The sequence below is a fragment of the Fibrobacterota bacterium genome (assembly GCA_019509785.1).
Taxonomy (GTDB): Bacteria; Fibrobacterota; Fibrobacteria; order UBA11236; family UBA11236; genus Chersky-265.
The window spans coordinates 1-23110 of the sequence record JAEKLQ010000047.1 but is presented as its reverse complement, the minus strand read 5'-3'; the positions used below and the strand labels follow the sequence as shown (position 1 = coordinate 23110).

The following is a 23110-nucleotide window of genomic DNA, read 5'->3' as shown; positions in this document are numbered from 1 at the left end:
TGATACGTTTGGGTTAAAGGGTGAAGGTAGAATCCAAAAAATGCCAAACCGACAAGGAACGGTCAATGGAGCGACGGGCCGTACCGCGCGCATTTCCAATCGCGCGTTGATCCGGCAATTAATACTTTTCCGACCCATGTTGGAAGTCCGCGAACTCGCCTGGCCGGAAAAAAATCCCCGCAGGATCCTTTTCACGGGCCTATCCTTTTCCGTAGCGGCGGGTGAAGCCTTGGCATTGACGGGCCCGGCGGATTCCGGCAAGTCGATCCTGCTGCGCATCCTGTCCGGGGCAATCCGCCGCTATTCCGGGCACGTGCTTTTCCAGGGAAAGGAGCTGGGGGATTGGAGCCGGGAATTCTTCGAACTGACCGGCGCGGTCCTGGATCCCGTCGGGCTGACGCCGCAATTGACGGCCCGGGAAAACCTGGAAAGCCACGCGCGCCTATACCGGGAAGGAAAGCCGGCCGCCGCGGGCGCGGCCCTGGAGCGGATGGGGTTGGCCGGCATCGCGCGCAAGCGCGCCTCCGCCTTGGAATCCGATGATCGTTTCTTGATCGCCTTGGCGCGCGCGCAACTCCACCGTCCCGCCTTCCTATACTTGGATACCCCGCCGGAGGGGCTTTCCCCTACCGCCTCCGATCGCCTGGGCGAGGCCCTGCGCGGCCGGAAGGCGGAAGGCCTGGCCACGGTGCTGGCGGCCCGCGACGGGGCCTGGGCGGCCGGGTTGTGCGGCCGGGCCATACGGCTGGGCAACGAAGGAGCCGGATCATGAAAGGCATGCCGGGACGCGTTTCCGCGGCGCTGGGCCGCGACCTTCTGGTCCAGTATCGCGCGCGTTACGTATGGACCGCTCTGGCGGCCCTCGCCGTATGGGGCATCGCCTTGCGTTCCACCCATGGGGCGTCGGAATACATCCTCTCCCCCGCCTTCATCTTCCTCAACGCTTTCCTGCTGGCCTTTTCCTTGGGGCTGCGCCAAACCGCGAGCGAGCGGGAGGCCGGGGTACTTTCGGCCCTTGATCTGACCCCATTGAGGCCCCATGAATTCCTTGCGGCCCGCTGCGCCTCCCTCGGGCTCCTGGCGGCGATCCAAAATCCGCTTATCGCCCTCGTGGCGGGCAAACAGATCGCTTCTTGGAGCTCGCTGATGCTGGGGGTTTGCGGGGAAACGGCGATCCTTTCCCTGGCCGCCTTCCTGGTGGTGGCCTATGCGCCGAAGGGGCGGGCGGTGATCACGCGGCTGCTGGCGTCCCTGCTGCTTTTGGTGCCCCCGCTATTGCCCTTCTTCGGTTTCGCTTCGGGTGGCTGGCTCATCGCCCATCCCATGCAGGGACCGCTGCTCCTGCTCCAGGGGGCATTCTTCCCGCTGCCGGGTGGCCGGGTCGCGACCGCGACGCTAGCCTCGGGAATTTGGATTGCGCTCCTTCTGATCGGGAGCCGGAAGGGGTTCGATAAACTAAGGGGCTATCGAAAACCTTAACGTTTCGCCAACGCGCGCTCGAAGCGTTGCAGGTTGCCGCCGTTCTTTTCATTCGACGCCATCAGGATGGCCTGCTTGAGTAGAGGTCTGTTCACGTGCTCGCCGAGAGGCAGGACTCCGTTACCGTCGCGATGCAGCAATTCGAGATAGTGGAACTTGATTACGTCGATATCGGGAGCCAGGCCATTCATCCGCTTGTCGCCGAGAATATCGAGCGAGATGTCGGCGATGCGGCGATAGGTGCGGTCATCGGCGGCGAGCCAGTCGAGGAGTTGCTTTTCCCCCACGCTGACGCCGATGTTGGCGGCCTTGAGCGCGCTGAGCACCGTCTGCGGGTCATATCCGGAGCTGGAGGGCGGGGAGGCCGGCGCCGTAGTCGCCGCACCGCCATTCGTCCCGGTCTGCGGAACGATGGGGTTCTTTAGCCGGTCCTCGCCGGTATTCGGTTGGGTGCCTTCCGCAGCGCTCCCGGCCGCGTGATCCTGCGCAATCGTTTCCTTTTTTTCGACCCCGTCACGCTTGCCTAGAACGCCCGTCTGATGCAGGGTGACGACCAGGGCGGTGATCGCCGTGAGCAGGCTGCCGGTGGCGGTGATCACGCCGGGCAAGGTCTGCCACCAATTCTGCGAAGTCCCTTCTTGCGCCATGCCGCCCTCTTTGGATTTGGATTGGCTCATGATCACGCGAAAAGTTAAATCGAATTCCCATCCCCATCAATCATTCCATGACTCCGGAGGAAGGGCAACGCGAGGATTCCGGCGGCCGGCATTCGTGGATTTATTCTATTCTGGAAGACGCCGCGTTTTCCATTTCGGAGGAGCCATGATGCAGATCAGGCAGGGAGTCAGTCACGGTCTGGGCGGGAGAAGCTATCCGGTTCTGTTGGCCCTCATTTGCCTCCTGTTGACGGGGGCCCAGGGAGCCTTGGTCGAATTCGAGCCTCCCTTTACGATCAGCCTACCCAACACCTCATTCGCGCGCATCTTGGTCGCGAACCGCGCGTTGGGAGAAGTGGAACCTCAAGTTGCCCCGTACGTCCTGACCATTCCCCCCGGCCTTACCATTCCATATCCCTCGTATTCACGGACGGGTCCCGGTTTTTAGGACCGCCCGGCCATCGCAGGAATGCCCGCGTAAAGCCGGATTCGCCGCATGTCTCCGCGTAGGCATCTTGCCCGACCGCAAGACCGAAGATGCCGCGCAGGTTCCCGGCGCGGGAAGCTTGTTCCGATACGCATCCCACATGCTCCCGACGAAGTCCCCGCCCTTGTCGCCGCCTTCGGCCACCCAGCGATCCACGTAGTCGAAGAAAGCGGGATGATCCCAATCGTCCTCGGCCCGCAGGATATGCGCGGCCAGGGCCTGCCCCACCCAGGTATGGGAGGTACAGCAAATCCGATAATCGTCGCAACCATCCACCAGCGCCTGGGGATCCCGGCAATCCTTGGATCCGTTTCCCGTACAACCGTTCTGGAAATACTGGTAGCCATACTGGCATATCTTGCCCCACAGGGCTTTCCCCTGTGCCCCGTAATAGGTCTGCCCATCTTCACCACCGAAGGAGCCCGGCTTCTTCATGGCCGGATCATCCAGCATCAGGCCGGCGAACAACACGGGCCATTTGCGGCCGCTCATGTGGCCGCCATCCGCGGGCCAGGAACCGCCCGCGCGGACCACGCCGAAGTCGTCTATCCCGAGTTGGATCAGCCGGATGGCCAATGCCTGTTGCGAAGGGGTTCCCAAAAGCACGTATTGCGAGACCTCGGAGACGATGTCGGCGATTTCCCTCCCATAGCAGAACATGTTCCCGGTCGCGCAGGAATACTGGAGCTCCCAGGAATCCAGATGATCGATCCATGGGCGCTCCACATGGCGTAGGACCGCTTCCGCCGCAGGGGCGGTGGCGGGGACGGGCAGCTTGGGCAAAAGGCCCCAGCAGATGCGGGATGCCGTGAAGAGCGGTTTGTAGGCCGTTCCCGCATACGGGGGCCGGAAGGTTCCGGGAGGCGGAGGCGAGGCCAGCACGGTCAATACCGCCTGGGTGCGCACGGGACCGCGTTGGCAGTCGCCGTTATAGGTGGGATAACCGGGGAGGCCTCCCTGGGAGCAGGTGGAAGTATCATGGCTGACCGAAGAGACCAGGGATTGGATCGGTTGGAGCTGGAGCGGGAACCCAGCCTGCCGGGCGGCATCGTAGGCGCCGCCCCGGGAATCATACGCCTGGGAGCCCACTTCCGGGTTGAGCATGGATCCGTTGCGGCCCCCGGCCGGCGCGGGCAAAACCGATACCGCCGTTACCGGGCCCACCACCCACCAATCGCCGTTGGCGAACTGCCCGGTCTCATGCGGCTTATCGAAGACCCAGGTAATCCCGAATTGGGACACGGAGTCGCGCAGGTCGGCCTGCGAGGGAAGCCAGAGGGCGAGCGAAAGCGCGACCCCTCGGAACAACTTCATTGCGATTTCCGGGGGAGGCTCAATTCCCATGCGGTCGCCGCGCGAGTGATGCGTCATCGCCCAAGCGGCGGCCGGTGAGCCCGAAAATCCCTGTTCCTTTCCCCTTGCCATGGGCGGCGATACCGTACATTCCCTCCATCGCTAACGGGAAGATCAGAAAAGCACTCGATGTGCCGCGTGCGGCCTGGATAGTGGGCCGCACCGGCGCGGCATCGGCGGGTATGGCCGTGGCGTCCGGCCAATACTTCACCCAATCGTAGATCGCCTGCACGTCCTGGGCCGGCGGTCCCCCGCCCCAATTGGCATTGCCCGTCCACGCGTTCATCATGATGATGCCGTCGCCTCCCAGGGCCACGTTGTCCAAGGTCTGGATCACCTTGCCGTCGGCGGTCCATTGCACCCTGTTCGGAGTGAAGAGGAAGCCGTACCGATGGAAATCCTCGGAGGGATTGAAGGGCAGGTTCTGCGGCCCGCCATCGCCGGGATGCAACATGCACCGGACCTTGCCTTTGCCCGGGGTGTTCGCGAAATCGGGGGTCAGGAACTCGATGTCGATTTCCGGATTGCCGTCGTACTCCTTCCCGATGCGAAAGAAGGAGGCGCAGATCCCCGGGATGTTGGGCAGCTTCATGCGCGTTTCGTAGTACCCGTAATTGCACTTGAAGCCGATGCCATCGCCCCCGCCCAGGGTCTGGACTTCCCCGCCCTGGAGCTTGCCGGCCCTCACCGTAAGGGTGAGGTAACCTCCCGGTTTCCCTGCGTAAGTCGGGGAGAAAGTGGCATCGTCCAGGGTGAACAGGTTGCCGCCGGTCGCGGTCCAATCCCCGTTACGGCGCCAGATCCCGTCCGGAGACGTCGTACCGGACCAGCCGTTGAATTCCTCGTAGATGGCGGGAGCCTGGGCCCGCGCGCCGTTGAAGGCGGCCAATGCGAAGGCGAGACCGAGCCCATGGATGCCGATGCGGTTTGCCATATCCACCTCCGTCCGGAAACATATCGGAAGCCGAAGCGCCAGGCAAGCGGCGGAGATCCGATTCCGCTCAATGCCGTAAAGCGGATCCGGGCTTACGGCCGCGGGATGCTAAGGCCGCAGGATGCGCAAGTCGTCGATCCAGATGGTGCCGGTATCGATTCCCGCGGCGGGGATGGCATCGAACTGGATATGGGTAATCGCCTTCCGCCTTTGCCGCCAACTGCGGATATCGGCGGAGTCGTAGCTGTCTTTCATGTCGGCGCCGAAGTCAAGGCTGTAGGTAGTCCACGTCGCGGGGATGCTATCGATGTTGAAGCCCTGGCCGGATACGATCCCCGAGACGGACGATTGCAGGAGCACCTCCATGGCGACGCCGCTGCCTTTCATCCGGAACGAGATCCCCGTCGCTCCCGTGAAATCCACGGCCCGGGGCAAGGAGTCCGTATAGGGCCAGAAGTAGGTTCCGATGCCGACAAAAGGGTACTGGGCCGCGTGCCCGAAAGCGAAGGTGAAACGCGCCGCGCATCCGCCGGAGCCGTCCTGGGGATCGGCCGCATCGAACCTGGGCACGCGGGAATCCGCCCCGTCGCCCCCGGTCCACCATAGGCCCCGCAGGGAATTCCGCAGATCGCAATCGGCAAAGTCATCGACGAGGAAAGGACCCGTGCCGGGCAAGGCGGGGACCTGGAGGGACGGGGCGACGATGGCTTGCCCCGGCAGCGCTTGCACCGTATCCAGCGCGCCGATGACGGACGGATTTGAGGGCGTTTCCGCCGTTCGCAGGATCAGGCCCAAGGGATAGGTCCCTTCGGTGATACCGGTAATCCGGTAGCTGCCGTCCGCGGAAACCGGGCTGCCGAACGGCGTGCCGAGCAAGCCGACCTGTTTGGCGCGGCTGTACGGGAATCCCGGCGGAACCTGGCCGGTAAGCGACGACGCGGGACGCAGGGATAATGCTTCCAGGCTATCGTCGCCGGCGACTTCGATCCCCGCGCGCATGGCCGCGTGGGAGGAATCTTCCGACAGGATGGTTACGGAATAGGAGCCGGGCGCGACGCCGCGGAAGGCGAAGCGGCCGGCGGCATCGCTGCGCGTGGAATCCATCGCCGCGGGCAGGCTGTCGGCCCGGCCAGCCGGAGCCGCCGGGAAAAGAGCGACGCGGGCGCGGGGCCAGGGATGCTGGGCGGAATCGACGACCCGGCCAGCGAGGGTCAATCCTTCCGTTTCCGAGGATCCGCCGCCCTCGCAACGCCAACAGGCCAAGGCGATGCCCGAGAAGAACAGGCAGGCGAGGATCCGCTTCATCCCGGCCTCGTCCTGGGGGAACGGCCCGAAAGCGGGAAGATCTGGGTGCTAAATTGATAAGCCCGCGTGGGCGCCGTATCCGCTTCAGCCATGGCCATGACCTTACGCCGGAAGTCCCGCGCCTCCTGCTCTATTTTTCGGAAGGTTTCTTCGGATACGCTGAAATGGACGCTGGAGATGTTCCGCTCCGGCCGGGGGAAGGCCTCGATGGCACGCAGGGCCAGGTCGGCCGATTGCTTCAGGAACGCGGTGATATGCGGCGAGCGCGCGGCGTAGCCGGTGCTAAGGGTGCGCGCGGTGGTTTCGAACCGGCCATCGGGCCTGGGTCGGATGAAGTCCAGGCGCGCGAGCAGGGAGATGGCCTTCTTCGCCTCGGCCGGGGTGATGGGAGGATCCAGCATGCGGGCCAGTTTGGCATGATCGCCGGAGAACGGGTAGATATCGAGCATGCGCAGCACCGCGCTATAGTACCACTTTTCATAGTACTCGAATCGGTCCGGTTCCACGATGTCGACCCGGCATTCCTTGTGGGAGACGAGGCGTTCCCAGGCCTTGCGGCGGGCGGCATCCGATTTGGCCTGGCCATAAGCCACCATCGATTCGAAATATTCCGCCTCCCGCTTGCGCAGCTTCATGAACTCGCCGAGGCGGAGGCTGAGCTCCGGGGAGATATTCGCCTTCCCTTGTAGGATAAGGGAAAAATGCCCGGTCGATTTGATCCCTACCTTAGCCGCGACATGGCGATGGGAAAAATGCCGATTGGCGGCCTTCTTCTCGCGATAGAAGTCAGACAGGAATTGGCGGTAATCGGTGTAGGCGTAGATGGAATCCATACAGACCCGCCTTCCCCGCGGATACCTTGGAAATATAGGCGTTGCCCGGGAATATCCGGCTCAAGGCCCGCAAATCCACGGTCGGGCTCCCGGAAAAACGCTTAATGGGATTAAGCGGTGTCGTGGAATTGAATCCCTAATACCTATTGGAGGCTGGCCGCATAACAATTCAGGAGTGGGCGTGCCGATGATGGAGATCCGGCCAATGGGGATGGGAGTGGGAAAGCGGTTCGTGGGTATGCGGATGGGTGTGGCGGAAATTCCCGGTTAACCCGGGATGCGAATGGGTATGATGCCCATCCTGATGCTGATGTTCATGGGTATGCGCCATGGCTTCATGGAAATGGGCATGACTATGCCGGTCTTTGAAAAGGAGGAAGGTTCCCAACGCCTGGAATCCGAACGCCAATCCCTGCATAGGCGTCAAGCCCTCCCGGAGCCAAACCGCCGAACCGAGCCATCCGAATAAAGGCGCCGAGGCGAAAATCATTTGGCTTCGGCTGGCCCCTAAGGCCTGCGCGGCCTTGATGTAAAGGACGATACTGGCCCCGTAGGAAATCGCACCCAGGCCCAGGGCGCCGAAAAGCCCCGCGCGGGACGGGTCGGGAATCCGCGCCAGCCAAAGGCCTAATGCGAGGTTCACGCTTCCCGCCACCAGTCCTTTCCAGAACGTACTCTGCAAAGGCGTTAACCCATCGATCAAGGCCGTCAGGTTATTGTCCATGCCCCAACAAATGCAGGCCGCGCCCAGGAACACTCCCGCGCGCAGGCCGGCGGCGCCTTCGCCCCAGGACAGGAGTACGCCCGCCACCAGAACGCAGGCGGCCCCCGACCACCCCCGGAATCCCAAGTGATCCCGGAACAGAAGTACGGCGAGGACCGAGGTCGCGACCATTTCCAGGTTGAGCCAGAGCGAAACGGATGATGCGGAAGCGAGGCTGAGACCGGCTAATAGGAAAAGGGGGCCCAAGATACCGCCGAAAAGGATGGCGCCGGCAAGCCTGAGGAAATTCGTTTTACCGAGGCGGGCGGAGAAGAAGCCCGCGCGACTGATGACCAGCGGTAAAGACACTCCCAAGGCCGCGCCCAAGTAGAGCAGTCCGGCCAATTGTTGCGAGGTCCAATGCGCGAGCAACCCTTTGCTTAAGGGCGTCGAAAGGCCGAATAGGAATGCGGAAAGGATCGCGAGGATGAAGGGACGCATTTTACCGGCAAAGTTAACTCTCGGCCAACCCGGTTTCACTCAAGGGGGATAACCCGGATCTCCGCCGCCGAGTTCCATCGCTTCGGAATCGCGAGGTAGAAGACCTTATCTTCCGGATCGAAAATGCCGGTGCGGGCTCCGTTCCTGGTCGATATGGGTTCCAGCCTTTTCAGGGCTTGAGGCCCGGTCCCCGTGAAGCGATCCAGAATCCCTTCTCCGCAGGCGATCAGAATCCGGGTGGAAGCGGAATCCCAATACACGTCATCGGCATCCCGATGGATCGTTTCCCGAGCCAGCATTTTCCCTTTGTCCGCGTCGAAAACGGCGAGCGCCGGCGGGCTACGGAATCCTACGAAAAGGCGATGTCCGGCTTCATCCAAGGCCATCGGGAAATTGGATTTCAGATCCCCGGTTTTCCAATGCGCGATGAGGCGGCCATGATCCTTTTCGATCACGGCGATCTCTCCGGCATCCGGGATATTGACGAATAGGCGCGAACCCGATGATTCGCATTGGAAGGCCTCGGGATGACCCGGAAGCGTAGCCCTCCAAACGATCCTGCCAGAAGCATCCTCGATGGCGGCGATTCCCCCGTCCCCGTACCCGACATAAACCCGTTCCCCATGGGGATCGACGCGTACGTTATCCGCATCGCTTCCCAGTTCCAGGATCCGCAAGCGTTCGAAGGTCTTGGCGTCGAAGACAATCACTTTGCCATCGCCCCCATCGGCGACATAAAGATGGCCCGATGCCGGGATATACGCGACGCCCTGGGGCTCAGCCAGTCCCTGCAGTGAACGGATGGGCTTGCTTGCGGAGAGGTCCACCACCTCGACCGAATTATTGCCCAATGCGGCCACGAACAATCTTTTACCCGCCGCATCCAGGGCGAGATGATCGATTCGCCCCGACACGCCGGGCAAGACGATCAAAGCGGTAGGCGAGGTCGCGAAGACGGCGGTTGCGAAGAGGAGCAGCGCCGGGTGGAACCGCGGGGCAATTACGCGCATTCTCAGTCTTTCGCTTGGGTCGCGAGCGCCGAACGGATCCCTTGGGCCAATTCCGCCGCCTTGCCTTTGCCCCAATAATGCAGGAAAAGGATCCTCGGCTTCTCTTCGATCATATGCTGGTGTATGGCGACGATGTGGATGCCGGCCTGGCGCAGGGCCTTGAGCACGCCCTGGATTTCCTCTTCCCGCATGGCGAAGTCCCCGTCAACCAACGCCGCTTCGTCTTTCCCCGCGAAAGCCGCCCAGGTATTCACGCCCATCCCCTTCCCGGCCTCGCATCCGCAGGGCATGCGGGTCTTACGGCCGAAGATGAACTTGATCATGCCGTCCTTCTTCTCCCCTTCTTGCCCGAAGACGGCCTCGAGGGGCTTTGGGGTAATGGCGCTGGGGCTCCCGATAGCCGGGCCCTCGAAGGCGAGCGGCAAGGCCGCATGCGCTTTGCGGATCGATTTCACGGCCTCCATGGCCTTGCCCACGCCCCCTGCCAGGCGGGCCAAGCTGTCGTCCCCGGAAACGTGCATGAAGTACACCTTGGGATTGTCGTAGAAGAAATGATTGTGCAAGGCGGTCACCTGCACGCCGCTCGCGAGCAAGGCGTCCAGCACCGGATCGACTTCGTCCTGGAAAAGGACCAGATCCCCCATGATCATGGCCTCGGCCTTCCCGCCATCAAAGAATCCCACCCAAGTCGTTAGCCCCATGAAGGGCGGCATCGCGAATCCGTCCACGGAAACGGGGAGGTCGGTGCGCGGGCTGGAGACCTTAAAGACGCCTTCCTTCGCGTTCCACGCGCCTTTCATTCCCGTGAGGGATTGGATCCTGCTCGTATCGGAAAGCAGGTCCTTCCCGTACGCCGCCAACGAACCGGCCACTACCATAGCCACGCAAACACCCGATGAAACCCGCATGTTACCCTCCTATCCCGAAATGACGGAGCGTCCACCCCAAAGCGCCTGCCGCGAGGATAAGGATGGGCTCCGGAAACTTGGTCTTGAATACGACGGCGAAAGCGGCCAGGGCGATGAGGATCGTCGGGAGATCCACGATGGAACGTTTGCCCAATACGAAAACCGCGCCCGCGATGGCCCCGGTCGCGGCGGCGGTCACGCCCTCCACGAAGGCAGCCAACTTTTGGTTCTTCCCGTGTTTTTCGAAGTAAGGTGCCAGGATGACCACGAAAAACCATGTAGGCGCGAACACGCCGGCCGCGGCCGCGGAGGCTCCAGGCAGCCCCGCGATCAGGAATCCGATGAATCCGACGGTGATGACCACCGGTCCCGGCGTAATCATGGCCACGGCAACCGCATCCAGGAACTGCCGCTCGTTGAGCCAATGGTATTCCCGGACCACGCCGCCGTATAGGAAAGGCACGATGGCCAATCCGCTGCCGAATACGAATGCCCCTCCCTTCACGAAATAGAGGAATAGCTTACCCAACCCGACCGCCGCGGGAACGGGCGCCGATTGCGCGAATGCCAAACCGATAGGCGCAAGCAGGGTTTGCGCCTTGCGAACGCCCGGCCGGCCGGAAAGGCGAGCGCCCAAGGTCACGAGCCCGCACGCCAGGAACAGCCAAGCGATCTCTTTCTCGGTGTAGGCGGTGACGAAAGCGACGGCCGCGAATAACCCCCAAAGGAGCGGGTCCTTCTTCAGGCTCAGCTTGGTGAGCTTATGGGCCGACTTGACGATGATGCCGATGACGGCCGCGCCTATCCCGTAGAAGGCGGATTGCATCCAGGCTATCCCGCCGAACCGGACGTACAACCATCCCAAAGCCACGACCATGAGGAAGGAAGGGATCACGAAGGCGAATCCGACCAGGGCCGATCCCGGGATTCCGCCCTTCAGGTATCCGATATACATGGCGAGTTGGGCCGCCAGCGGGCCGGGCGCGAGCTGCGCGACGGCGAGGCCGCGCAGGTATTGCTCCTTGGAGATCCATCGCCGTTCGCCGACGAGGTCCCGATCCATATAGCCGACCAGGGCTATCGGGCCCCCGAAGCCCAAGGTTCCGAGCTTTAGGAAGTAGACCAGGAGTTGGGACAGGGTATACTCTTCCATTTCCCTTTCCAATGCGATCTTTTCGGCGGCGGGCGTTTCCATGCTCGTTTCCTGAAATAGGTATTACTTTTTTGAAATACCCGTTTCAATCTATTTTTTTCGTCGAGGATACCGAAGGCATGAGCGCGAAACCCCGGGAATGGCTGCTATTGATGTTCGAAGTTTCCGTGTCCCGTTCCAATCTGCGGGTCCGGGTTTGGCGTCGGCTCCAGGCCCTTGGCGCCATCAATCTGAAAGGGAGCGTCTACGCGCTTCCGAAAAACCGGGAAACGGAGGAAGATCTGGAATGGATCCGCCAGACCATAGTGGATGGAGGCGGAAAAGCCTCCTTGATGACGGCCACCCATGCGAGCGCGGAGGATCGGGAATTCATCCGGTTATTCCAAGCAGCCAGGGATCAGGAGTATCTCGGGTTCTCAAAAGAACTCGCCGCGTTCCACCGCCAATTGATCCAGGCCCGGAAGAAGGGATCGGCGGAACGTATCCAAGCCATGCGCGCGTCTTTGCAAGATTTAATCCGGTCCCATGGGTCCATCGCCAAACGGGACTATTTCCCATCCAAGGCAGCCGCTGCCATAAAAGGCCAGTTGGATGCCCTGAAGAAATCGCTGGAAAGAAAAGAAGGCAGCGCGCTCCCGGCCGCCCTCGCTCCGTCGGGACTGAATGCACGCGATTACCGGGGCCGGAAATGGGTGACTCGGGCCGGAATGCACGTTGATCGCCTGGCTTCGGCTTGGCTCATCCGCACCTTCATCGATCCCAAAGCCCGCTTCGGATTCGTGGGGACGAAGAGCGCCCGATCCGTGGCCCCTCCTGCCCTGCCCTTCGATATGGAAGGGGCGGTATTCGGCCATCATGGCGAGAACTGTACTTTCGAAAGCCTGCTTAAAACTTTCGCCCTAGGCAAAACCCCCGGATTGGCGGCGCTAGCGGAAATCATCCACGATATCGATATCAAGGACGAAAGGTACGGGCGCCCGGAAGCCGCCGGCATCGACGCCTTCGTCCGGGGTTTGCGGGAAGAGACCCGGAACGATGCCGCGCTGCTGAAAAGCGGTTTGCGCTTTTTCAATGCGCTCCATCGGGCCTTGAAATGAGCCGGAGCGTAATTACACGCGTGAGTAGTGGCGACTTCCGTGTCCTCGTCCATCTTCCCCATCAGGTAAGCCACCTTGCTCATGATGGTATTGAGCGCTTCCCCATTGGCCGAAACCACCATCTTCAGGCTTTCCATATGCCCTTGCTTGGGAAAAGCCCGCTGGCCCAACTTGAAAATTTGGCTCGCCTCCGTAATTAAAAAGGCGCACACTTGGAAATTCCGGGAATAGTTGAGTTGACTGCCCACCGCTTGCCCGTCCACGGTATAATCGCGCGAGGGCTCTTCCAATGCCTGGAAACGGATTGGATAAACGGCGTTAATCGAGGCGGCGGCGATTTTCGGAAGGCTTTTCCCGATAACTTCCCGCAATTGGATCTCTTTCATCTACACCGCCACCGGACGGAAGCAGCCGGATACTTCCCACTCCGTCCTCCGGAAGAAGTCTCCTAAGTTGAAGGTACTTTCGGCCGCGCCGAGGAACAGGAAGCCCTCGGGACGCAATAGCTTATGGGCGCGCGCGAAGATGGAGCGCTTTGCGGTCTCGTCCATGTAAATCAGCACGTTCCGGAGGAAAATCACGTCCATACGCGGGAAGACTGGCCATTCGAGGCAAAGGTTTACGGGCCAGAATTTCACGGTGCGGCGGATATCCTCGCGCATTCGCCAAGCCTGGTCTTCCCGGGAAAAATACTTCTGGAGCATGGCTGGCGTTAATCCTCGATTGGCTTCGGCTTGGGTGAAAAGCCCGGCACGAGCCTTGTCCAGCACGCTCGCTGCAACGTCGGTCGCGAAGATCTGGACGTTCCAATCGCTAAGCTGCGGGAACGCCTCGCGTAAGGTCATGGCGATGCTATAGGGTTCCTGGCCGGTCGCGCAGGCCGCCGACCAGATGTTGAGCGCGCGTTCGCTTCGTTTGGCTTCCAGCACCCGGGGCATCACTTTGTCCCTCAGTACATCGAAAGGCGTTCCGTCCCGGAAGAAATAGGTCTCATTTGTGGTTAAAGACTCCATTGCCTCGATCAGCAAGGTTTCGGGGGATCCTGCCCGCAGGCGCTCCACGAATTCGCCAACGGTACGCATGCCCATGCGTTCGTAGATGCGCCGGAATCGCGATTCGACCAAATAGCCTTTGTCCGGCTCTAACCGAATGCCGAGGCGCCGGTGAACCAGCGCGGCCACGAAATCGAAATCCGACGGGCTAATCGCCACCAGAGGCCTCCCGATTCCGGCCGCGGCTTTGCAATACGGCCCCGTGAATCACGCCCGCCAGGCTTTTTAAAGGGATGACCCGATGCTGGAGACCGGCCTTGACCACCGCCCCCGGCATCCCCCATACGACGCTGCTGGCCTCATCCTGAACGAAAATCATGCCTCCCGCCTTGCGGATGGCGGCGGCGCCATCGGCGCCATCCTGGCCCATCCCGGTCATCACCACGCCCAGAACCGAAGCTCCATAGGCGGCCGCGGCCGATTGGAAAAGGAGGTTGGCGGAGGGACGGCAGGACAACACGGGAGGATCATCGTGCAAGGCCAATTCATAGCGCGCGCCGTAGCGCACGACCACCATATGCTGGCCGCCCGGGGCGAGATAAACCTTGCCCGGAACCACCGCGGCGCCCGCCCGGCCTTCTTCGATGGACAAAGCCGAACGCTTGCCCAAGCTTTCGGCCAAGGACTTGGTGAAATCCGGAGGCATATGCTGGACGATCAGGATAGGCGCGGGGAAATCCGAGGGCAGATTCGGTATGACCTCGGCGAGGGCCTTGGGCCCTCCGGTCGAAACCGCGATTGCCACCACATCGATACGGGCGCGCGGCGCCGCCACGGCGGTGGATGCAACAATGGCCGGTTCGGCGGGCACGGGCGCGGCCGGGTGCGGCAAATTGCCGTAAGGGCACAAGGTATGGATCTTGTCCAACACCTCTTTTTGGAAATTGGCAAAGGAGCCCTGCGCGCGCGCGCCACGAGGCTTGGTAACGTAGTCGGAGGCGCCGCCGAGCAAGGCCTTCACCGTGGTGGCGCTTCCCGCCTCGGTGAGACCGCTGCACATGATGACCGGCAACCGGGGATGTCCCTTGCGGATACCGGCCAAGGTCTGCAGACCATCCATCTCTGGCATATCCACGTCCAGGATCACCACATCGGGCACGCATTGCGGAAGCTTGGCCAGAGCCGAAGCGCCCGAATGCGCCATGCCTGCCAGTTCAATGCCCGGATCGGTCGCCAAGACGTCGGAGAGGGCCTTGCAGGCCACCACCGAATCGTCGACGATCAGGACCCGGATGCGGCGTTCCACGCTCATCCCACGAAGGATTGCAATTCGGACAGCATGCGTACGAGTTCGTCGGCCGATTTCTTGGTATCGCCCGCCCCTATGGCGGTGCCCTGCGCGGCCTTGGCCACGCCGCTGATGTTGCTGGAGATTTCCGAGGTGCCGCGGGCCGCCTCGGATACGCTTTTGGCGATCTCGTTGGTGGTGACGGTCTGCTCTTCCACCGCGCTGGCGATGGTGTTCTGGATATCGCTGATCTGACGGATGATGTTGGAGATCTCGGTGATGGAGGAAATCGCGCCCTGGGTATCGCTTTGGATGGCCATAATCTTGCGGCCGATGTCCTCGGTGGCCTTGCCCGTCTCCTTGGCCAGCTCTTTCACCTCGTTCGCGACCACGGCGAAGCCTTTGCCGGCCTCGCCTGCGCGGGCCGCCTCGATGGCGGCGTTAAGAGCCAACAGATTGGTCTGCTCGGCGATGGAGGTGATCAGTTTGATGATGTTGCCTATCTCTTCGCTGTTGCGGCCCAGTTTGGCGACGTTCTCGTTGGTCTCGTCGGCGCGGCGCACGGCGTTATCGGCCACGCGCACCGATTCGGCGGTGCTCTTGGAAATTTCGCGGATGCTGGCGGTCATCTCCTCCGTGCCGCTGGCGACCGTTTGCACGCTTTGATTCACCTGGTGGCTGGAGGAAGACACCACGGTGGCTTGCGAAGAGGTCTCTTCCGCATTGGCGCTCATCTGTTGGCTAACGCTGGAGAGCTGACGGGAAGCCTGATCCAGTCCATGGGAGATTCGCGTCAGGCTGCCGGTGATCTGGCGGATGAAGTAGGCGCAGAGCATAACCACCACCCCGATGATGGCGATCCCGAATCCCCCCAATACCCAGGCCCGAATACGCACGATGCTGGAGGCGGCGGCCTCGTCCTGCTCGTACTTTTCGTTGGAGAGGGTCACCAATTGATCGATGGCGGCGCGATGCTGCTCGTACTTCTCGCGGATTACGCCTTGCACCAACTTTTGCGCCCCGGCGCGATCGCCTTTGAGAAGCAGAGGGATAAATTCGCGATCGCGGATTTCCAGCAGTTCCAACCCCGGGCGATACGAGGTTTCCAGCAAGGTGGTCTTCATGGGGCCTTCGGGCAAATCCTTGAGCCAGAAGTTGCGGCGATCATCATAGTCCTTCCGCAAGGCTTTGCATTTGTCGATCATCGCGGGAAGCTTGTCCGCCTCCGTCTCGTAGGCCATCTGCAAGATGGTCATGTAGGTCTCGATCAAATACTCCGGAGGCGGCAGGATATCGGCGATGAGATCCTTGCTCTGCACGATGTTCTTGTAATAGGGGCCATTGATCTGGACGATGCGCAAGGTATTCCAGGCCAAGCCCCCGAAGACCAGGAAGGCCGCGAGGAACAGGGCCTGAAGGATCAGGAGCTTGGTCCGGATACGGGATTCCTTGAACGCGGACGTGAAGCCGCCGGGTGTGGGGGTCGGAGAATTTTCCATATCGGCTCCAAAATCATTTATGGGTTTCGGTATCAAGTCGCTGCCCTGGTTTCGGCAGGTTGGACGGTCGCATCCAGTAAGGCGCGCGCGTCCAGGATGTGCATGAGCCCGCATTCCAGGGCGAAAACCCCGAGGACCGGAGAGGCTTCGGCATCCGCCGGTCCGGGGCAAGGTTCTAAGCCGGATGGTTCGAGGTCGAATACGTCACCGGCGCGATCGGCCGTGAAACTTACCGCCTCCCCGTCCAGATCGGCGACGATATGGATGGGATCCAGGCCTTGAGGCGCGGGAGGCAGCCCCAGGCGCTTGCGCAGATCCACCACCGTTGCGATTTGACCTCGCAGATTGATGAGGCCGATGACATAGGCCGGCGCGGTGGGTACGGGGGTCACCTCCAGATGGCGGAGGATTTCCTGGATGCCGACGATGGGGAGGCCATAGAGCCGATCGGCGAGGTGGAAAGAGCAATATTGGGCCACCTTATGCCACCTTCCCGGAGTCCGAAGGTGCCATGAGGAGGCCGTCCATGCAGACGAGCGGATCGACGATTTCCATGGCCCGGCCATTCACGATGGCAGCCGCGCGCACTCCGGGCCGCCCTGAGACCGAAGGCAGGAACTCGATGCCCTCGGCGATATCGAGGATTCGTTCGACCGCTATCCCCGCCTCGGCTCCGTCCCGCGCGAACAAGATCACCTTGAGAGGCCTGCCCGTGGGCCGCGCGCCGCCCCGACCCAGCTTCTCTTCCAAACGTACGATCGGTATCAAGCGGCCCGCATGGCGCCAAGCCTCCCGGCCACCCAAGGCTTCCAGATCGGCCTGGTAAACTTCCTCGATTCGCAGCACATCGGCCAGGGAGAATCCGAACAGGCTTCCATCCGCGAGCTCGGCCAACAGTACGCCGCTCTCGGCCGTGCCGGGAGGGTTCTCGGCGGCCGCTCCCGCGCGGGCGCCCTTCTCCATTTCCCGCGTGAGGCCCGCGGCCTGGGCCAGGCCCGGCACGTCCAGGATCAGGGCTACCTTTCCATCACCCATGATGGTGGCTCCGGAGAACAAGGCCTTGGCTTTCACATGCTTCCCAAGGGGTTTCACGACGATTTCCTGCATATCGCGAACGCTGCCCAAAAGGATACCGAAGTGCGCATGATCGGCCTGTACCACCGCCACGAAATCCTCCCCCATAGGGGCGCGATCCGCGGCGCGCGCGGATTCGCCTTTAAATGCCGCCTCCAGGCGCAATATCGGCAGGAGATCCCCTCGCAGGCGGTAGACGGGATGATCCTGCGCCCATTCCAGCCCCTTTCCTTCAGCGTCGCCTTTTAGCTTAACCACTTCCAGCACGTTTGCTTGGGGAATGGCGAAGCGTTGCCCCGCCGTTTGTACGATCAAGGCCGGGATGATGGCCAATGTCAATGGGATCTTGATGCGCACGGTAAGGCCCTCGCCGTAACGGCTGGCCAAGTCCACCGTGCCGCCGATCTTCTCCACATGGTTCTTCACCACGTCCATTCCCACTCCGCGGCCGGAAAGGTTGGTCACGGCCTCGGCAGTGGAAAAGCCGGGAAGGAAAACCAGTTGGGCCAGTTCCCAATCGGACATGGCCGCGATGCGCTCGGCGGAAAGCAGGCCTTTGTCCATGGCCTTGCAGGCCACCTTGGCCACGTCGATTCCGCTTCCGTCGTCGCTGATCTCGATGTGGACCTTGCCTCCCTTCTGGTAGGCCTTGAGCTTGATCACGCCTTGCTCGGGCTTACCCGCGGCGGCGCGGTTCCCCGGGGACTCGATCCCATGATCGATCGCGTTGCGCAGTACATGGGTGAGCGGATCCTTGATGGCTTCCAGGACCGTCTTGTCGAGGCCGGTATCGCCGCCTTCCATCTCCAGGCGTACGTCCTTGCCGCAAGATCGGGCGACGTCGCGCACCATGCGCGGGAAGCGGTCCCACACGTTCCGGACGGGTTGCATGCGGGTGCGCATCACTCCTTCTTGGAGGCCGCTGGTGAGCTGATCCAATTGTTGCGCCGAAGCGGGCGCGAGATGCCCCCCGCTTTCGGAGGCCTGCTGCAACACCTGATTGCGTACGAGTACCAGTTCTCCCACCATGTTCATCAGCTTATCCAGCAAACCCACTTCCACGCGGATGGTTTTGTCGGCGGGCGCGGGGGCCTCTGGGGATGCGGGGCGCTGGGCCGCTTCCGATAGGCTCCAGTCGCTCTCGGGGACCGCCGTACGCGGCGGCAAGCCTGCGTTTCCGGGCCGCAAGGCTTCCATTTCCCGCACCAGCTCCGAGGCATCGATGGCGCCTTCGGCGCTTAAGGCGGATATGTCCCGCAACATGGACCGCACCAGGTCGCCCATGCGGAATAGGCATGCGATTACCGGGGGATCGGCAGTCAACTTGCCGTCGCGCATGCGGCTTAACAAGCTTTCGCCCGCATGGGTGAGGGCTTCCAGCTTGGGAAAGGCCAGATAGCCGCACCCGCCCTTCAAGGTATGCGCGATGCGGAAGATGTCATCCAACTCCTCGGGGCTGGCGCCACCCTTCTCCATGGCCATGAGAAGGACATCGAACTTGTCCATGGCCTCCGAACTCTCGGTGATGAATTCGCGAATCAGCTTTTCCAACGGACTTCCTGTTTCCATCAGGTCATTTCGGCGGAGCCGGTTTGGTTTCCGGTTCGGAGGACGCGCCGCTTTTCGGGGCCTCGTCCGGACCCTTTCCGGTCGCGGATGGCGCGGCAACGGGACCGGCGACGGGGACGACTCCGTAATGGATCAGGTAAGGAGTCAGCTTTTCCTTGACCACTTCGGCGGTTATGGGCTTCACCATGTAGTTGGCCGCTCCGGCGCGCACCGCCTCCAGTACGTGGCTTTTTTCCGATTCGGAAGTAACCATGATAACCGGAATGGCCTTGGTGACGTCCGCCGCCTTGAGCTTGCGCAATGCCTCGATACCCTTCATGCCGGGCATGTTCCAATCCATAAGTATCAGCGCCGGCCTTTGCTCGACGGCCATCTTGATAGCTTGCGACCCGTCTGCGGCCTCGATTACGTCAGTCAGGCCGATGCCTTGTAAAATCATCTTCTGGATTTGGCGCATGGTTCCAGAGTCGTCTACCAACAGGATCTTCATGGTCAGGTCCTCATGATCGGCTTTTTTTCATCTCTCCGCAATTATAGGCCCGGGCCATGCCGAAGCCCAAGGAGAAAACCCTAGAACTTGAGGGAGGCCCGACCATAAACGGCACGGCCCGGGCCCATGGGCAGCGTGTTCACTTCGTTCCGGGAAAATTCGGGATACCACATCGGATCGTCGAAAAGATTGGTTCCGTAGACATCCAGGGTCAGGGGAACGCCGGTCCATTTGCGGAAATCGTATTTGAGGCTTAAGGAGAGCAGGAAAATCGGCTCCGCCGGGGGATTGAGATCCTCGACGCCCGGGTTGAAACCCCGTGCCTGGATGCCCCGGCCGAATAAGGATCCGAAGATCCCGCCATTGAAGCCTCCAGCCTCGTAGAAAAGACCGGCCTTGGCCATGAAGTCGGGAATGAAAAGGCGATCCTCGTTCTCCCTTTCATAGGTCATGGAACCGGTCCCGTAGACCTGCTCGGTCAGGGGTACCTTGACTTCGAGCTCCGCCCCGTACAGGTCGTAACTGTCCTTATTGGCGAAAGTTTCCTCCAAGTCCGTTGCCACGTCCGGATGCAGGTATACGCGCGCCATGACATCCTGCAGATGGCTATAGTAAAGCGTGAACGTGTATTGGGCCTTCGTGGTGTTGACGAAGAGCTGAGCATCGTAGGTCGTGACGAGCTCGGGATCCAGGTCGGGATTCCCGCTCAGCACGTTGGGAATGAAGACGTATTCTTCCAGGGGAGTGGCGACCCGGAAGGCCTGGCCGTAGAGCAGCTTCAAGGCGACATTGTCGGTGAAAGCGTAGATGGCCCCGAGCCGGGGCACCAGGGCCAGCTTGCCGTGTACGGTGTGGTTGTATTGGAAGCCGGCGATAAGCTTGAGCGGATCGACGAAGCGGTAGTCCACCGAGGCGTATCCGGAATAAAGCCATTCGTCGTACAAAATGGGAACCGCCGGGCTTTTCGAGACGGCGCTATCCACGGCCACGATATCCCGGTTGGAACGGTTCTCAGCGGAGATGCCCGCGATGACGTTCCCCTTCTCCCCGAGACGGCCTTGCACCGCTCCTTCGTACACCGTGGCGTCGGAGCGGTCCTGGTTGTCGCCGCCGAATAAGGGTCCCGACGGGCCGACGATATGCTTTTCCCAGGAATTGCGCGTGGCATTGACGTTTAAGGTCCACCCTTCGGCCAAGGGCTGGACGTAGCCGATGTCGGCGAACAAGCGCGTGCTCCAGGAGCTTCCGGCCGCGGCCCAGACCGGCACTATCCCCAAGTCATCGTAGGCGATATCCATGTAGGATACTTGGGCCCGCAGGCGTTTGTATTCCAGGACGGCCGCCACGCCCTTGTTGTCTTCGCCGTATTTCATGGAGCTGTCCTGCACCAGCGTCCCGATCTTGGTCTTCGCGGAAAAGTCCCAGCCCTCCTCGTTGAAATAATTGCCGCCCACGGTGAGCTTCACGTCGTGCCATGACAGGAGCGCGGTCCCCGAAGCCATTTTCCCATCGAAGGATCCGCCGCCCCCGGATACCGAAACCGACATGGGTTTTTCGGGCTCGCGGGTGACGATGTTGATGACGCCGGCGACAGCGCCGGAACCGTAAAGGACCGATCCGGGGCCCCGCACGATCTCGATGCGCTCGATTAGATCCACGGGAAACGCCGTATACACCGCCACGTTGCTGTAATACCCCAAGGCATCGCGGAAGGGTCGGCCATTGATCAGCACCAGTACGTGGTTGTCGCTATGGCTGGTCATCAATCCCCGGATGGAAACCTTGGCCTGGGGCAGCAGATGCGAGCTCATCATTTGCGTACTGGGGGCCCGGTTGAGCACATCCACCAGGCTGATCGCGTTGAAGCTTTGGATCTCCTGCCTGGTGATCACGGAGACGACGCCTGGTGCTTCGGAAACATCCTCCTCGCTCTTCGAGGCGACCTCCACCTTGAGGTTGAGCAAGTCCTGCAAGGACAACTCCCGCGGTTCTTCCCCCGCCATCGACAATGCGGCGAACAAGCACACGAGGGGCGCAACCATGGGTATACCTATGGTTGGCGATGTTATTCCCGACCGCATTATGGATTCCTTTTCCAGGCGCGACCGACTATTGTCCACACCTGATCGTCTTCATGTCAAGCCGGTCCTGTGGTCGGCAGGGCGCTTTAACTCGTAAAGTCCGGGATTTCCCGATGCCATGTCCTTTGCCGGGAAAGTATTGCATAATCCTCGGGACGGCGGACGGCCCGCCAGGGTCGCGGAATTATAAGGAATAAGAATGAATCGATTGATGTTAAGCAGCTCGGTAATGTGCATCGGGTTGGGCCTACAACTTCCCACGGAAGCAATCGCCGCCGCGGCGGATTGGAACAAGCCTTCCGCCCCGGGTATCGCAGCCAAGGATTCCGGACAGGAGTCGAAAGGTCTTGCGGACGAAGAGATGAACCTGTCGCTTGCGGATCTCCTTAATATCAAGGTAGTGACGGCCTCCAAATCCGAAGAACCCATCGACGAGGCCCCGAACGTCATGTATGTCATCACCCATGATGAAATCCGGCGCCGGGGCTACAAAAGCCTGAAGGACATTTTCCAAATCATCCCCGGATTCGGGGTCGACCAGAAAGACATCCAAATGGTGGGCCAGGTGCGAGGCATCGCGCCCAACGACAACGAGAAATTCGCCCTGATGGTCAACGGGCATATCATCAATCAAGTGACCGAGCCCGAATTCTTCCAGGCCGGCGGCTTCCCCCTGGATAACCTGGAAAGCATCGAGGTCATCGTTGGACCGGGTGGGGTTTTCTACGGGGGCGAGACACTTTGCGCGATCCTGAACCTGATCACGAAAAAATCCGATGGCGGTGAAATCGCGATGTCGGCCGGATCCGGTTACAAAACCAATGGCGACGGCTTGCAACCCAACCGGGATGTCCAATATATGGTTGGGAAATCGGTGGGCGAGGATGCCAGCTTCTTCGCATCCGGTTCCTATTATGCCCGCGGCGGTTTCGACGCTTGGAGGGCCAATTCGGCGAACAGCAGCAATGCCAGCCTCGCCAAACTGGATGACGTGACCGGAAGGGTTTTTCCCAGCTATTCAATGTTCATCGGCAGCGATTTCAATAATTGGTCCGGGCAGTTCTTTTCCCAGAACTCGCAAATGCCGGATCTGCATGACGTCAGCACGGGCATCAAGGACGCGCGACGCTCGGACTACATCTATTCGGCGGGGATCAAGAACAAAACCAACTGGGGACAGGGCTGGTCCTCTTCGTTGGAATTAAACGGGGATTTGAAGAGAACGGCAAGGGCCGTCGTCGAGGTCGGCCCGAATGCTTCCGGGGACGTTCCCGATTGGGATCTTTCCCAGACCGCTTATGCGGGCGAGTTCGCAATCCAGCATGATCTCGCCGGCAGGAATTTTTTCCAATTAGGGCTGCAAATCGCGGAGAAGCAGAACCGGCACAACTACGATTTCGAATGGGATCCCGATAGGCCTTATACCTTCTACTCATACACGTTCGACAGCCTGGGAAACGTCATCGATTCGACCCGCCTCGACAAAATGCACTCGATCGTCGCGCCCTCGGAGACGCACGCGGCGGGCATGTACGTTTCGGACAAGTTCACGGTCAACCCTCACCTGAAAATCATCGCGGCCATCCGCATGGACCGGGACGATATCCTGGATGCCCCCAATACCATCTTCTTCGACGCGGAAAGGATCTATTTCAGCCCGCGTCTTGCACTTATCGCCATTCCCACCCCGAGGATATT

At 61.1% G+C, this 23110-nt stretch carries 20 protein-coding genes; 4 read left to right on the top strand and 16 right to left on the bottom strand.

Annotated features, from left to right (window positions below; translation table 11 throughout):
- Nucleotides 1-40 precede the first annotated feature (40 nt).
- Nucleotides 41-772 carry an ATP-binding cassette domain-containing protein gene (locus JF616_14175; GenBank protein MBW8888898.1) on the top strand — a complete coding sequence of 244 codons (732 nt, stop codon included), beginning with the start codon at nucleotides 41-43 and terminating at the stop codon, nucleotides 770-772.
- Complete coding sequence (locus JF616_14170; protein MBW8888897.1) at nucleotides 769-1479, top strand: hypothetical protein; 711 nt, start codon at nucleotides 769-771, stop codon at nucleotides 1477-1479. Before JF616_14175 ends, JF616_14170 begins: the two co-directional genes overlap by 4 nt.
- Here the strand turns inward: JF616_14170 and JF616_14165 are convergent.
- From JF616_14165 to JF616_14125, 9 genes are all read right to left on the bottom strand, one after another.
- Nucleotides 1476-2156: a hypothetical protein gene (locus JF616_14165; protein MBW8888896.1), complete on the bottom strand. Its 681-nt coding sequence runs from the start codon at nucleotides 2154-2156 to the stop codon at nucleotides 1476-1478. The two genes, JF616_14170 and JF616_14165, sit on opposite strands and share 4 nt — an antisense overlap.
- Before the next feature lie 403 nt (nucleotides 2157-2559).
- On the bottom strand, nucleotides 2560-3936 hold the full coding sequence (locus JF616_14160; GenBank protein ID MBW8888895.1) for a hypothetical protein: 1377 nt from the start codon (nucleotides 3934-3936) through the stop codon (nucleotides 2560-2562).
- A 19-nt stretch (nucleotides 3937-3955) separates the two neighbouring features.
- Nucleotides 3956-4909: a glycoside hydrolase family 16 protein gene (locus tag JF616_14155; protein ID MBW8888894.1), complete on the bottom strand. Its 954-nt coding sequence runs from the start codon at nucleotides 4907-4909 to the stop codon at nucleotides 3956-3958.
- A 108-nt stretch (nucleotides 4910-5017) separates the two neighbouring features.
- Nucleotides 5018-6214, bottom strand: a complete 1197-nt coding sequence (locus JF616_14150; GenBank protein MBW8888893.1) for a carboxypeptidase regulatory-like domain-containing protein — start codon at nucleotides 6212-6214, stop codon at nucleotides 5018-5020.
- Entirely contained in the window at nucleotides 6211-7047 is an 837-nt protein-coding gene (locus JF616_14145; GenBank protein MBW8888892.1) for a TIGR02147 family protein, read from the bottom strand. Before JF616_14145 ends, JF616_14150 begins: the two co-directional genes overlap by 4 nt.
- A 169-nt stretch (nucleotides 7048-7216) precedes the next feature.
- A complete protein-coding gene (locus tag JF616_14140; protein MBW8888891.1) occupies nucleotides 7217-8251 on the bottom strand; it encodes an EamA family transporter in 1035 nt (344 codons plus the stop codon).
- A 35-nt stretch (nucleotides 8252-8286) separates the two neighbouring features.
- Nucleotides 8287-9261: a YncE family protein gene (locus JF616_14135; protein MBW8888890.1), complete on the bottom strand. Its 975-nt coding sequence runs from the start codon at nucleotides 9259-9261 to the stop codon at nucleotides 8287-8289.
- A 2-nt stretch (nucleotides 9262-9263) separates the two neighbouring features.
- Entirely contained in the window at nucleotides 9264-10139 is an 876-nt protein-coding gene (locus JF616_14130; GenBank protein ID MBW8888889.1) for a DUF1259 domain-containing protein, read from the bottom strand.
- A 31-nt stretch (nucleotides 10140-10170) separates the two neighbouring features.
- On the bottom strand, nucleotides 10171-11364 hold the full coding sequence (locus JF616_14125) for a chromate transporter (protein MBW8888888.1): 1194 nt from the start codon (nucleotides 11362-11364) through the stop codon (nucleotides 10171-10173).
- A 77-nt stretch (nucleotides 11365-11441) separates the two neighbouring features.
- Between JF616_14125 and JF616_14120 the strand changes: the two genes are divergently transcribed.
- Nucleotides 11442-12419 carry a chromate resistance protein gene (locus JF616_14120; protein MBW8888887.1) on the top strand — a complete coding sequence of 326 codons (978 nt, stop codon included), beginning with the start codon at nucleotides 11442-11444 and terminating at the stop codon, nucleotides 12417-12419.
- A gap of 386 nt (nucleotides 12420-12805) precedes the next feature.
- Here the strand turns inward: JF616_14120 and JF616_14115 are convergent, their stop codons facing one another.
- From JF616_14115 to JF616_14085, 7 genes are all read right to left on the bottom strand, one after another.
- On the bottom strand, nucleotides 12806-13630 hold the full coding sequence (locus JF616_14115; protein ID MBW8888886.1) for a protein-glutamate O-methyltransferase CheR: 825 nt from the start codon (nucleotides 13628-13630) through the stop codon (nucleotides 12806-12808).
- On the bottom strand, nucleotides 13620-14723 hold the full coding sequence (locus tag JF616_14110; protein ID MBW8888885.1) for a chemotaxis response regulator protein-glutamate methylesterase: 1104 nt from the start codon (nucleotides 14721-14723) through the stop codon (nucleotides 13620-13622). The genes JF616_14115 and JF616_14110 overlap by 11 nt, the downstream gene beginning before the upstream one ends.
- Complete coding sequence (locus JF616_14105) at nucleotides 14720-16312, bottom strand: methyl-accepting chemotaxis protein (GenBank protein ID MBW8888884.1); 1593 nt, start codon at nucleotides 16310-16312, stop codon at nucleotides 14720-14722. The genes JF616_14110 and JF616_14105 overlap by 4 nt, the downstream gene beginning before the upstream one ends.
- On the bottom strand, nucleotides 16231-16677 hold the full coding sequence (locus JF616_14100; GenBank protein MBW8888883.1) for a chemotaxis protein CheW: 447 nt from the start codon (nucleotides 16675-16677) through the stop codon (nucleotides 16231-16233). The genes JF616_14105 and JF616_14100 overlap by 82 nt, the downstream gene beginning before the upstream one ends.
- Nucleotide 16678: 1 nt before the next feature.
- Complete coding sequence (locus JF616_14095; GenBank protein ID MBW8888882.1) at nucleotides 16679-18823, bottom strand: chemotaxis protein CheA; 2145 nt, start codon at nucleotides 18821-18823, stop codon at nucleotides 16679-16681.
- A 22-nt stretch (nucleotides 18824-18845) separates the two neighbouring features.
- The gene (locus JF616_14090) at nucleotides 18846-19331 is read right to left on the bottom strand and encodes a response regulator (GenBank protein ID MBW8888881.1); all 486 of its coding nucleotides are present in this window, start codon (nucleotides 19329-19331) and stop codon (nucleotides 18846-18848) included.
- An 80-nt stretch (nucleotides 19332-19411) separates the two neighbouring features.
- Nucleotides 19412-21373, bottom strand: a complete 1962-nt coding sequence (locus JF616_14085; protein MBW8888880.1) for a TonB-dependent receptor — start codon at nucleotides 21371-21373, stop codon at nucleotides 19412-19414.
- A 238-nt stretch (nucleotides 21374-21611) separates the two neighbouring features.
- Between JF616_14085 and JF616_14080 the strand changes: the two genes are divergently transcribed.
- The coding region (locus JF616_14080) for a TonB-dependent receptor plug domain-containing protein (GenBank protein MBW8888879.1) at nucleotides 21612-23110 on the top strand (1499 nt) is incomplete at its 3' end.